This is a genomic window from Streptomyces parvus, from assembly GCF_014648875.1.
Taxonomy (GTDB): domain Bacteria; phylum Actinomycetota; class Actinomycetes; order Streptomycetales; family Streptomycetaceae; genus Streptomyces; species Streptomyces parvus.
Map to the genome: position 1 here is coordinate 356,472 of NZ_BMRY01000006.1, position 11,547 is coordinate 368,018.

Consider the following 11,547-nt stretch of genomic DNA (forward strand, 5'->3'; position numbering starts at 1 on the left):
GACGTTAGGGGCCCCCTCGAAGAGTTAACAAGACGTTGACGCGTGAGCAATACGAGCAAAACCCCAGGTCAACGGGGTAGTGCTACTGAGCTGGGGTGACGGAGACCGGGATGGCGTTCAGCACGGCGGTGCCGGACAGCGGATCCAGGAGCGTGCCGTCGAGGAGCTGGTTCACGTTCGCGCCGGGGTGGGCGGCGGCGACCGACATCCGGGTGCCGGGGCGGCTGTGGCCCCAGCCGTGCGGGAGGCTCACCACCCCGCTGCGCACGGTGTCGGTGATCTCGGCGGGCGCCTCGATGCCGCCGCCCGAGGACTCGATGCGGGCGGTGTCCCCGTCGGCAAGACCGAGGCGGGCCGCGTCGTCGGGGTGGATCTGGAGGGTGCAGACGTTGGACCCGCCGGCGAGCGAGCCGACGTTGTGCATCCAGCTGTTGTTGGAGCGCAGATGGCGGCGGCCGACGAGGACGAGCGGGGCGGGCCGGTCGCCCAGCGCCCGGCGCAGGCGCGGCAGATCGGCGGCGATCGGCTCCGGGAGCAGTTCGACGCGGCCGGAGCGGGTGCGCAGGACCTCCGGGAGGCGGGGTTTCAGCGGGCCGAGGTCGATGCCGTGCGGGTTCGCGAGGAGTTGCTGAAGCGTCAGCCCGTACGGGCCGAGGCGCAGCAGCAGGTCCAGTCGCCGTTCGGGGCCGCTCTCGCCGGTGAGTTCGGCGGCCAGCTCCTTGGGGGCTCCGGCCCGGGTGAGGGCGGTGTCGACGGCCAGGTCGTCGACGGCGGAGGGCGGTGCGCCGTGCATGCCGCTCACCGCGAGGATCAGCCGGGCGTGGATCTCGCTCTCGTCCATCCGCCCGTCCTCCAGGGGGACGGCGGCGCGGGTGTAGCGGACCTGGTTGTGGACGGCGAAGTTGTTGAACGCGAAGTCGAAGTGGGCGCTCTGCGAGGGCGGCGGCGGGGGCAGGACGACGTCGGCGCGGCGGGAGGTCTCGTTGAGGTACGGGTCGACGCTGACCATGAAGTCGAGCCCGTCGGCGAGGGCCGCGTCGAGCCGGTCGCCGTCCGGCGCGGAGAGCACGGGGTTGGCCGCGATGACCACCAGGGCGCGGATACGGCCCTCGCCCGGGGAGTCGATCTCCTCGGCGAGGGCGGCGATGGGCAGTTCGCCCTTGGCCTCGGGGTGCCCGGAGACCCGGCTCGACCAGCGGCCGAGCGCGAAGCCCTTGCCGGGGGCGGCGTTACGGGTCCCGGGTTCGGTGTTACGCGTTCCGGGCCCGGCGGCGCGCGGTGCGCGGGCGGTCGCGGAGAGCGGGAAGAGCGCGCCGCCGGGCCGGTCGAGGTTGCCGGTGAGGATGTTGAGGACGTCCACCAGCCAGCTGGCCAGGGTGCCGTGCTCGACGGTGCAGCTGCCGATGCGCCCGTAGACGGCCGCGGTGGGGGCGGCGGCGAGTTCGCGGGCGATGGCGGTGATGGTGTCCGCGTCCACGTCACAGGCGGCGGCGACCGCGTCCGGGGTGAAGTCCGCGAGGGCGGCGTCGAGTTCGTCGAGGCCGTCCAGGTGCTCGGCGAGCGGCCCGGGGTCGGCGAGCTTCTCGTCGATGAGCGTGTGCGCGACGGCTGCCAGCAGCAGCGCGTCCGCGCCGGGCCGGATCGCCACGTGCCGGTCGGCGAGGCGGGCGGTGCGGGTGCGGCGCGGGTCGATGACGGTGAGGGTGCCGCCGCGCCGGCGAAGGGCCTTGAGCCGGCCGGGGAAGTCGGGGGCGGTACAGAGGCTGCCGTTGGACTCCAGCGGGTTGGCGCCGATCAGCAGGAGATGGCCGGTGCGGTCGAGATCCGGAACGGGGATGGCGTGCGCGTCACCGAAGAGCAGGCCGCTGGAGACGTGCTTGGGCATCTGGTCCAGGGTGCTCGCGGTGAACACGTTGCGGGTGCGCAGGGCCCCGAGCAGGAGGGGCGGATAGAGGAAGCCCGCCATCGTGTGCACGTTGGGGTTGCCGAGGACCACGCCGACGGCCTGCGGGCCGTGGGCTTTCACCAGCTCCGGTATCCGCGCGGCGATCAGGTCGAACGCCTCGCCCCAGGCCGCCTCGCGCAGTTCCCCGTCCTCGCCGCGCACGAGGGGGACGCGCAGCCGGTCGGGGTCGGCGTCGAGCCCTCCGAAGGAGGCCCCCTTGGGGCAGATGAAGCCCCGGCTGAAGATGTCGTCGCGGTCGCCGCGCGCACCGGTGACGGTGGTCCCCTCGATGGTGAGGGTGAGGCCGCAGGTGGCCTCGCAGAGGGGGCAGATACGCGGTGCGGTGCGGGAGTCGTGGGACATGGGCCCTCCCCGGGGCAGCTGCGGCGACGGCACGCGGACATGGGCCGGGCGGGGCGTGGGAGCCCGGGATCCCCGGCACTGGTGAGCATACCGACCGGTACGCATGGGGGGGAGGTGTCGTGCGGAGGAGAGCGAAAGGAGGAGGTGTCGTACGGAGGAGGGCGAAGGAGAAGGGGAGAGCGGAGGGCCGCCGCTCAGTCGAGCGTGTGGGCGAGATAGGACGTGACCAGCGTCCGGGTCTCGGCGATGATGTCCGCGTCCCCCGAGGGATCCGTACGGAAGGCGAGCTGCAGCAGGGCGTCGGCGGCCTCGACGCTCACCAGGATCGCCCGGGACAGCCCCTCGTCGGGCCGCCGGCCGAGGTGCCCGGCGAGCAGGACGGCGAGCCGGTCCGCCAGCCGCCGGTTGGCGTCGTCCGACGCACTCTCGACCGGGAACGGCGGCCCGAAGTCGACGAGCGCGAAGCCGGGGACGCTCCGCTTCATCGCCAGGTACTCGTCGAGCACCGCGTCGATGGCGGCGCGCCAGTCGGAGGCGGGGAGGTCGGCGAGCCGGGCGGCGATGCGGTCGGCGTAGGCGTCCAGATTGCGCAGCGCGAGGGCGTCGACGAGCGCGCGCTTGTTGGAGAAGAACCGGTAGACGGAGCCGATCGGCACCTCGGCGCGCTCGGCGACGGCCCGGGTGGTGAGCTGCTCGTAACCGGTCTCGTCGAGGAGGCCGGCGCAGGAGTCGAGTATCCGGGCCAGCCGGTCGGCGCTGCGCTGCTGCACGGGGGCGCGGCGGAGGTTCGGGGTGACATGGGGCTGAGGAGGCACGGGCCCATGATGCCGTCCCCGCACACGGGCCGGACACCCCGTGCCCCGCGCACGGGCCGGACACCAGAGGCAGCGGGCGGACATCAAGGACGGCAAGGACTGAGACCACAGGCGCAGCCGCAGGCACAGACACACGCACACGCAAGGCACAGGCACAGGCACAGGCACACGCACCGAATGGCCCGATGTGTGCCGTTGACGCGCCCCGCTCCTATTCCTACGGTGGTGCATAGGATTCGTCGTCCGGCGGATCCGAGGGCTTTCTTGGGCACCGGGAGTGCGGGATGAGCGCGATCGACCAGGCGAGGAAGGCGGCCGAGGGGCTGACGTATTCCTCCGGCTTCGGCAACGAGCACAGCTCGGAGGCGGTGCCGGGGGCGCTCCCGCACGGCCGCAACTCTCCCCAGCGCGCTCCCCTCGGGCTGTACGCGGAGCAGCTGAGCGGCTCCGCGTTCACCGAGCCGCGCGCGGACAACCGCCGTTCCTGGCTCTACCGGATCCGCCCCTCGGCCGCCCACCCGGCGTTCACCCGTATCGACAACGGCGCCCTGCGGTCGGCCCCGTTCACCGAGACCGTGCCGGACCCGAACCGGCTCCGCTGGAACCCGCTGCCCGACCCCGCGCCCGGCACGGACTTCCTGGGCGGACTGTGGACGCTCGGCGGCAACGGCGACGCCGCGCAGCGCGCCGGGATGGCGATCCACCTCTACCACGCCAACTCCTCGATGACGGACCGCGTGTTCAGCGACTCCGACGGCGAGCTGCTGATCGTCCCGGAGCGCGGCGGGCTGCTGCTCCGTACCGAGCTGGGCCTGCTCCGCGCCGAACCGGGCCACGTGGCGCTGATCCCGCGCGGGGTCCGCTTCCGGGTGGAGCTGCTGGAGGAGACCGCGCGCGGTTACGTCTGCGAGAACTACGGCCGCCCGTTCGCCCTGCCCGACCTCGGCCCGATCGGCGCCAACGGCCTGGCCAACGCCCGGGATTTCCTGGCCCCCGTCGCCGCGTACGAGGATCACGAGGGCCCGGTGGAGGTGGTCAACAAGTTCTGCGGGAACCTCTGGTCGGCGACGTACGACCACTCGCCGCTCGATGTGGTGGCCTGGCACGGCAACCACACCCCGTACGTCTACGACCTGCGCCGGTTCAACGTGATCGGCACGATCAGCTACGACCACCCCGACCCGTCGATCTTCACTGTGCTGACCTCGCCGTCGGACACCCCGGGGCTGGCCGGGGTGGACTTCGTCGTCTTCGCCCCGCGCTGGCTGGTGGGCGAGGACACCTTCCGCCCGCCGTACTTCCACCGCAATGTGATGAGCGAGTACATGGGCCTGATCGACGGGGCGTACGACGCGAAGGCCGACGGCTTCGTCCCCGGCGGCGGCTCCCTGCACAACATGATGTCGGCGCACGGCCCGGACCGGGAGACCTTCGACCGGGCGAGCGCGGCGGAGCTGAAGCCGCAGAAGATCGACGACGGTCTGGCCTTCATGTTCGAGACCCGCTGGCCGGTCACGGCGACGGAGCAGGCGGCGTCCGCCGGTCATCTGCAGCGCGGCTACGACGACGTGTGGCAGGGTCTGAGCCGCAACTTCCGTCCGTAGCCGACGGGCGCGGGAGGCCCGCAGGAGCGGAAACGGGACGGGACGGGGACGGGGACGACATGACCGAGAGCCATGAGCGGGCCGGGGCGGACAGCGGTACGGCGGAACAGCCGCGCCATCCGCCCGCCTTCGCCCCCGACTCCCTCGTCCTGAACCGGAAGCTGCCGCTCTGGTACCAGGTCTCCCAGTCCCTGCGGGCCTCCATACTGGGCCGCCCGCAGGACGCCTCCGCCCGGCTGCCCACCGAGGAACAGCTGGCCGCGCACTACGGGGTCAGCGTGCTCACGATGCGCCAGGCGCTCAAGGAGCTGGAGACGGAGGGGCTGATCAGCCGGCACCGGCGGCGCGGCACGTTCATCGAGCCGCGCGCCCGGCGGGTCTCCCCGGTCCGGCTGCTGGGTTCGGTCGACGCGATCGTGGCCCAGCAGTCCGGCGAGGCGACGACCGTGCTCGGCCACGGCCCGGTCCCGCTCCCCGGCGATCTCGCGGAGTACTTCCCGGACTGCGACGAGGTGACCTGCTACCGGCGGCTGCGCCGCGACGGCGAGAGCGACGAGCCCACCAACTGGGCGGAGAACGCGGTGCGCCCGGACATCGCCGCCCGGATCGACGTGGCCGACCTCGAACGCTGGCCGATGACCAAGGTCCTGCGCGATGTCGTCGGGGTCAGGATCTCCCGGATCACCGACACCGTGGAGGCCCGCCTCGCCGACCCCGTCACCGCCGAACTGCTCCAGGTCCCGCTGCTCAGCCCGATCCTGCACTACACGGGCGTGACGTACGACGAGGAGGGGCGCGTGGTGGACGTGGCCCGGATCCGCTACCGGGGCGACCGGTTCTCCTTCTCCGTGACGGTGGAGGCGCACTGACCCCGCCCCACGCGGACTCCGCCCGCCGTTACGATGCGAAGGGCCACGGCCGACAGGTCACGGCCGACAGGTCACCGCGGTCAGGTCAGTGGCGGACAGGGGAGGGACGGCTCGGTGGCAGCGCGCAGGACGGCGGCGGCCGGATCCGGCGGGGACACGGAGTCCTCGCCGCTGGACGCGTTCGTCTCCCTGGACGAGCTGATGCCGTGGTCCGTACGCCCGCTCCGAACCGGCCGCGCCTGGGTGAGCGGCCCCGACCCCGTGGCGCTCCGGGCCCGCTGGGAGCGGCTGGCCGGTGCCGAGGCCGCGGAGCAGGAACGGCTGTTCGCGCCCACTCGTTCCCGTACGCCGCACACCTCGGTCGCGGCTCTGCCCGGCCAGTCGACCGGCACGGCCCGCTTCGCCCGGGAGCCCGGCCCCTGCCCCGACCCCGTACGGATCCTGCACGGCCCCTACGACGAACAGTGGCTGCTCCCCGACCACCGGCTGATCGACGCGGCCCGTCCGGAGCTGTGGCGGGTCGCCGACGGGCAGCAGCTCTTCGCCGTCGAACACAGCTCCGCCCCCGAGGACGCCGGGCCCGCCCTGTCCGTGACCGCGCTGCTGCCCGACGGGCACTCCCCCGCCGGTCGGCCCGGCCGGATCAGGCCGCTCCACCGCAGGCCCGGGGGCACGGAACCCAACCTCGCGCCGGGCCTCCTGGACCTGCTGCGGGGGCGGCTCGGCGGCAGCGGCGGCGCGGAGCCGGACGCGTTCACCCCGGAAGCGGTGCTGGCCTGGATCCTGGCCGCCGCCCGGCCCTCCGCGACCGGGCCCCGGGTCCCGTTGCCGGCCGACGGGGCGGTGTGGTCGCAGGGGGTGGCGCTCGGCCGGGAGCTGCTGCGGCTCCAGTCGCGCGGGGCCCGGGGCGGGGAGCGGCCCCGGCTGCCGGGCGGGCGCAGGCCCTATGTGCGGGCGGCGCTCCCCGCCCGTCCCACGGAGCTGTCGTACGACGCCGGGGACGAGGCGCTGATCGTCGGCGACGGGCGGATCTCGCCGGTGCCCGCTGAGGCCTGGGAGTTCGCGGTGGGCGGGGTGCGGGTGCTGGAGCTCTGGTTCGGCCGCCGGGCGGCGGCTGCGGCGGGCCGGGGGCCGGACGGCGCGGCCGCGGACGGCCTGGACGCGGTCGGGGCGCGCGGCTGGCCCCGGGAGTGGACCTCGGAGCTGCTCGAACTCATCACCGTACTCGCTCTGCTGGACGGCACGGCGGGCCCCCGGAAGGAGTTGCGGGGAGCGCTGGAGAAGGGGCCGCTGATCGGTCCCGCCGAGCTGCGGGCCGCCGGGGTGCTGCCGGTCCCGGCCTCGGCGCGGCGCCCGGCATCCGTCCTCGGCCACCAGGAGGAGGGCCCGGAGGGGCAGTTCGCCCTGCTGTAGCGACAGGCCCTGAGGGCTCGGGGCGGCGGAGGGTGGCGAAAGCGCCGGTCAGCGGGTATGCACGGGGTCATGAACACATTGCCCCTCCCCCTCGACGGCATCACGGTGGTGGCCGTCGAGCAGGCGGTCGCCGCCCCCTTCGCCACCCGGCAGCTCGCCGACCTCGGAGCCCGGGTCATCAAGGTGGAGCGCCCGGACGGCGGCGACTTCGCGCGCGGCTACGACACGGCGGCGCGCGGCCTCGCCTCGCACTTCGTCTGGTGCAACCGGGGCAAGGAGTCCCTGGCCGTCGATCTGAAGGACCCGCGCGGCCTCGCGGTCGTCCGTGAACTCGTCGCCGGGGCCGATGTGTTCGTCCAGAATCTGGCCCAGGGGGCGGCGGCCCGGCTCGGGCTCGACGCCGCCTCGCTCTGCGCCGCGCACCCGCGGCTGGTGGCCGTCGACATCTCCGGGTACGGGGCGGAGGGGCCGTACGCGCACAAGCGGGCCTACGACATGCTCGTGCAGTGCGAGGCCGGGCTCGTCTCGGTGACGGGGACGGCGGAGCAACCGGTGAAGGCGGGCGTTCCGGCGGCCGACATCGCGGCTGCGATGTACGCGTTCTCCGGGGTGCTCGCGGCGCTGCTGCGGCGGTCGGCCACCGGGCGGGGCGGACCGGTGGAGGTCTCCATGCTGGACGCGCTGGCCGAGTGGATGGGCCACCCGCTGCACCAGGGGATGCACGGGGCCACACCCCCGCCGCGCACCGGTCTCGCGCACTCGGTGATCGCCCCGTACGACGCCTTCGCCACGGCCGACGGCGAGCAGGTGCTGCTCTCCGTGCAGAACGACCGGGAGTGGCGGCGGCTGGCGGAGCAGGTGCTGGGGCGGCCCGAGCTGGCCGAGGACCCGGACTTCGCGACGAACGCGGCGCGGACCGCGAACCGGGAGCGGACCGACGACGCGGTGGGCCGGGCGCTGGCGGGCCTGACGGGCGAGGAGGCGCTGGCCGGTCTGGAGGCGGCGGGCATCGCCTGCGCCCGGCTGAACACGGTGGCCGATGTGGCGGCGCATCCGCAGCTCGCGGCACGCGACCGGTGGCGGGAAGTGGGTTCACCGGTGGGGCCGTTGCGGGCGCTGCTGCCGCCGATCACACTGCCGGGCGGCGCGGATCCACGGATGGGTGCCGTACCGGCGCTGGGCGAGCACACCGATGCGCTGCTGCGAGCCCTGGGGATGACGGACGAGCAGACATCGGTGCTGCGCCGGGACAGGGTGATCGCCTGACCTGGTCCGTCCCGAGCGGCGGGACGGCTGGGGCGGAAGGCCCTGGGGCCGGGCGAGCCGGGCCGTGGGTCAGCGGCGGCTGCCGAAGAGCGAGCGCCGCAGTCGCCGCAGCGGGGCGAAGAGCGACACGCGGGCGCTCCTGCTCCGGCGGGTGTGCGCGGCGTCACGCGAGGTCAGCTCACGCATGAGCAGCGTCGCTTCGGCCGCTTCGCGCTGCGGGACGACGGGGCCGCCGAGCACCGCGAGATGGCGGTCGAGGCGCGTACTGGTCGCACCGCTCCCGCATGTGATGGCAGGCACACGCGGCCTGCTTCGCACCGTTATCTGTTCCATGTCACTCCCCACCCGTACGAGGGCACCCGGTCCGGGCAGGTTAACCCTATCGCCCCGCGGTGACACCCGTGTATCCCGGCCACACGATTGCGCACACATATACGGAGGTTGACGGCCCGTTACCGAATCCGCGCGATTCCAGGGCGACTTGGGGCAGTTCGGCAGGTTTGCCCCTTAGGTCGCCCGCTGTTCGGCCCCGAAGCGGGAGGCCTCGACCGGCGAGGACTCCCGCACGAGGCGGTCGGCGGAAGGACGCGCCCCCCGAAGGAACGCGCCTGTCAGAGAGCGGACTTGAAGACCGGGAGATAGCCGCCCGACTGCCCGGCGGCGGTGGGGTGGTAGGACTCGCCGATGTTGAGCCAGTTCACACTGTGCAGCCAGGAGCTGCCGGAGCAGATCTCATGCCCGGTGAAGGTCGTCCTGACGTCCCCGAAGGTGAAGCCGTGGTCCGCCGCCCGCTTGGCGGTGGCCGTGTTCAGGTGGTCGGACGCCCCGTTGATGGCGGCGCGCTCCTTCTCGCTGAGGCCGGCGATGCAGCTGCCGCCGAGCTGGTAGAAGCGGGGGTAGCCGAGGACGACGACCTGCGCGGAGGGCGCCTTGGAGCGGATGGCCGAGTACACGGAGTCGAGCCTGCCCGGGAGGGTGGAGTCGACGTAGGCGCGGGCGGTGGCGATCCGGTTGAGACAGGTGGCCTCGGACTGGAGGACACAGGTCGTCATGACGTCGGCGAAGCCCGCGTCGTTGCCGCCGATCGAGATCGAGACGAGGTCGGTCGAGGCGTTCAGCTTCCCGAGCTGACCGCCCGTGACGTCGTTGGTCCTGGCGCCGGAGCAGGCGGCGAAGTCGAAGGACGAGGGGGAGTTGGCGGCGGCCCAGAGCGCGGGGTAGGCGCGGCTGCTGCGCTTGCAGCTGGAGCCGTCGTAGCTGCCGGCTCCGACACCGGAGGAGTAGGAGTCGCCGAGGGCGACGTAGTCGACGGCCGCGGCGGACGAGTCGGCGTTCGCGACCCCCGCACCGGTCAGGGCGAGTGCGGCGCCGAGCAGGAGAGAGGACGAGAACGCCACGAGTCTGGACATTTTCATGGAACCTCCTTGAGCAGGGGGTATCTGCCTACTCCGTAGTAGCAGCGCCCTCGCCCGATCGGAAGTGTTCATGCCAAAAATAGGGGTGGAGTGCTTCCGTCCGCCCCCGGCGGTTCAACGGGCGCTCACCGGAGCCCCGCTGTCGCCCCGTCGGCTGCCGCCCCGTCGGTTGCCTCCGCCCGCGCCCGGCACGCGCCGGGAAACCGGGTGCGCGGGGTGCCCCCGTGCCGGATCATGAGCGCCATGCCCGACTCCCCCGAATCCGCTCTGCCGATCCGGCTCACCCTCGACGACGGCGATTCCCCGTCCGACGTCCTCGACGCGCTCTTCCTCGGCCGCTTCGCGACGGGCGAGCAGCCCTACTCGCACAGCTCCTCCCTCGACCGGATCAAGGCCGGGGCGACGCTGCTGCCGCCGGACGCCCGGGTGCTGCGGACCACCCGCGACGACAACCGGAGCTCGACGCTGGCCGAGGGCGAGGGCTGGACCCTGCTGGCCTCCCGGTGGAACCGGGGTGCGGACGTCACCGTGACCGCGACCAGCGCGGAGCTGGCGGAGAAGGTCCTCGGGCAGGCCACGGACGGGGCGCGGGACGAGCCGGAACCCCAGCCCGACAACGTGACCATGGGCTTCTGGTACGTCTCGCCGACCCGCGGCCCGCACCGCACCACCCGCCGGATCGCCGCCGGGGCCTGGGACGAGGTCCGCCCCAACTACACCGCACCGGTGGCCGACGCCATGGGCCGGCTGATGAAGGTGACACCGGACGACATCGCGGGCCGGCTGCTCCTGCTGCACGGCCCGCCCGGCACCGGCAAGACGTCCGCGCTGCGCACCCTGGCCCGTTCCTGGCGGGACTGGTGCCAGGTCGACTGTGTGCTGGACCCCGAGCGGCTCTTCAGCGACGTCGGCTATCTGATGGACATCGCGATCGGCGAGGACGACGGCACGGAGAAGGGCCGGTGGCGGCTGCTGCTCCTGGAGGACTGCGACGAGCTGATCCGCGGCGAGGCCAAGCACACGGCGGGCCAGGCACTGTCCCGGCTGCTGAACCTGACGGACGGTCTGCTGGGCCAGGGCCGCAACGTGCTGGTGGGGGTCACCACCAACGAGGACCTGGAACGGCTGCACCCGGCCGTCGTCCGTCCCGGCCGCTGCCTGGCCAGGATCGAGGTCGGCCCGCTGACCCGTCAGGAGTCGGTGGCCTGGCTGGGCACGGACGAGGGAGTGGGCCGGGAGGGGAACTCCCTGGCCGAGCTGTACGCGCTGCGCCGGGGCATCGGCCCCGCGTCGGTGCCGAAGCAGGACACGGGGGCGGACGCGGGGCTCTATCTCTGACGCCGTGCCACGGGTTACGCCCTCCGACGCCGGGGCCACAGCTCTACGGGTTACGCGTCTACGGCTTCACGGGTCACGGGTCCACGGCTCCGGGGGTCAGTCCCCGTACGCGGCCCGCACCGCGTCCTCGGCCAGCGACAGGGCCTGCTGCCGGGTGAGGCCGAGCCGCTCGGCGGTCTCGGCGTACTGCTGCGCGGCGGTCGCGGCCCGCTGCTCGGCCGCTCCCCCGGCGGCCGCGACGAACGTTCCGTTGCGCCCCCGGGTCTCGATCACTCCGTCCGCCTCCAGGGCCCGGTAGGCCTTGGCGACGGTGTTGGCGGCGAGGCCCAGCTCCTCGGCGAAGCCGCGTACGGTCGGGAGCCGGTGGCCGACGGGCAGCGCACCGGAACGGGCCAGTTCGGAGATCCGGTTGCGCAGTTGCTCGTACGGGGCGATGCCGGAGTCCGGGTCGAGGACGATCTTCTCAGTCACGGGCCGATTGTCCCCCACCCACGGAAAAAGGGGAGGCGTTCGGGACGC

Annotated in this window: 10 protein-coding genes; 5 read left to right on the plus strand and 5 right to left on the minus strand. The window is 73.5% G+C overall.

Annotation, left to right across the window (positions count from 1 at the left end; genetic code table 11):
- Nucleotides 1–82: 82 nt before the first annotated feature.
- The gene (locus tag IE140_RS20885) at nucleotides 83–2,308 is read right to left on the minus strand and encodes a molybdopterin oxidoreductase family protein (protein ID WP_150193172.1); all 2,226 of its coding nucleotides are present in this window, start codon (nucleotides 2,306–2,308) and stop codon (nucleotides 83–85) included.
- A 194-nt stretch (nucleotides 2,309–2,502) separates the two neighbouring features.
- The gene (locus IE140_RS20890) at nucleotides 2,503–3,078 is read right to left on the minus strand and encodes a TetR/AcrR family transcriptional regulator (RefSeq protein ID WP_150193186.1); all 576 of its coding nucleotides are present in this window, start codon (nucleotides 3,076–3,078) and stop codon (nucleotides 2,503–2,505) included.
- 329 nt (nucleotides 3,079–3,407) lie between these two features.
- Between IE140_RS20890 and hmgA the strand changes: the two genes are divergently transcribed.
- The 4 genes from hmgA (at nucleotide 3,408) to IE140_RS20910 (ending at nucleotide 8,275) form a co-directional block, all read left to right on the plus strand.
- Nucleotides 3,408–4,727, plus strand: coding sequence for a homogentisate 1,2-dioxygenase (gene hmgA / locus IE140_RS20895; protein ID WP_150193171.1), 1,320 nt, complete (start codon nucleotides 3,408–3,410; stop codon nucleotides 4,725–4,727).
- Nucleotides 4,728–4,786: 59 nt separating this feature from the next.
- Nucleotides 4,787–5,596 (plus strand): GntR family transcriptional regulator, encoded by an 810-nt coding sequence (locus IE140_RS20900; protein ID WP_093442808.1) that lies wholly within the window; start codon nucleotides 4,787–4,789, stop codon nucleotides 5,594–5,596.
- A gap of 114 nt (nucleotides 5,597–5,710) precedes the next feature.
- The gene (locus IE140_RS20905; RefSeq protein ID WP_150193170.1) at nucleotides 5,711–7,009 is read left to right on the plus strand and encodes a type ISP restriction/modification enzyme; all 1,299 of its coding nucleotides are present in this window, start codon (nucleotides 5,711–5,713) and stop codon (nucleotides 7,007–7,009) included.
- A gap of 69 nt (nucleotides 7,010–7,078) precedes the next feature.
- On the plus strand, nucleotides 7,079–8,275 hold the full coding sequence (locus tag IE140_RS20910) for a CaiB/BaiF CoA transferase family protein (RefSeq protein ID WP_150193169.1): 1,197 nt from the start codon (nucleotides 7,079–7,081) through the stop codon (nucleotides 8,273–8,275).
- A 69-nt stretch (nucleotides 8,276–8,344) separates the two neighbouring features.
- Here IE140_RS20910 and IE140_RS20915 read toward each other — a convergent pair whose 3' ends face one another.
- Together IE140_RS20915 and IE140_RS20920 are read right to left on the minus strand one after the other, a co-directional pair.
- Entirely contained in the window at nucleotides 8,345–8,608 is a 264-nt protein-coding gene (locus IE140_RS20915; protein WP_006123458.1) for a hypothetical protein, read from the minus strand.
- Between the two features lie 278 nt (nucleotides 8,609–8,886).
- Nucleotides 8,887–9,690, minus strand: a complete 804-nt coding sequence (locus IE140_RS20920; RefSeq protein ID WP_032775706.1) for an SGNH/GDSL hydrolase family protein — start codon at nucleotides 9,688–9,690, stop codon at nucleotides 8,887–8,889.
- A 243-nt stretch (nucleotides 9,691–9,933) separates the two neighbouring features.
- On the opposite strand from IE140_RS20920, the gene IE140_RS20925 reads away from it, so the two are divergent.
- Complete coding sequence (locus IE140_RS20925; RefSeq protein WP_150193168.1) at nucleotides 9,934–11,028, plus strand: DUF5925 domain-containing protein; 1,095 nt, start codon at nucleotides 9,934–9,936, stop codon at nucleotides 11,026–11,028.
- 96 nt (nucleotides 11,029–11,124) lie between these two features.
- Here the strand turns inward: IE140_RS20925 and IE140_RS20930 are convergent, their stop codons facing one another.
- On the minus strand, nucleotides 11,125–11,499 hold the full coding sequence (locus IE140_RS20930) for a GntR family transcriptional regulator (RefSeq protein ID WP_006123461.1): 375 nt from the start codon (nucleotides 11,497–11,499) through the stop codon (nucleotides 11,125–11,127).
- Nucleotides 11,500–11,547: the final 48 nt, after the last annotated feature.

What these genes read in the sequence shown, in the direction of transcription:
- IE140_RS20900 (WP_093442808.1), top strand. Translation starts at nt 4,787, where the DNA reads ATGACCGAGAGCCATGAGCGGGCCGGGGCGGACAGCGGTACGGCGGAA.
- IE140_RS20885 (WP_150193172.1), bottom strand. Translation starts at nt 2,308, where the DNA reads ATGTCCCACGACTCCCGCACCGCACCGCGTATCTGCCCCCTCTGCGAG.
- IE140_RS20915 (WP_006123458.1), bottom strand. Translation starts at nt 8,608, where the DNA reads ATGGAACAGATAACGGTGCGAAGCAGGCCGCGTGTGCCTGCCATCACA.
- IE140_RS20925 (WP_150193168.1), top strand. Translation starts at nt 9,934, where the DNA reads ATGCCCGACTCCCCCGAATCCGCTCTGCCGATCCGGCTCACCCTCGAC.
- hmgA (WP_150193171.1), top strand. Translation starts at nt 3,408, where the DNA reads ATGAGCGCGATCGACCAGGCGAGGAAGGCGGCCGAGGGGCTGACGTAT.
- IE140_RS20920 (WP_032775706.1), bottom strand. Translation starts at nt 9,690, where the DNA reads ATGAAAATGTCCAGACTCGTGGCGTTCTCGTCCTCTCTCCTGCTCGGC.
- IE140_RS20910 (WP_150193169.1), top strand. Translation starts at nt 7,079, where the DNA reads ATGAACACATTGCCCCTCCCCCTCGACGGCATCACGGTGGTGGCCGTC.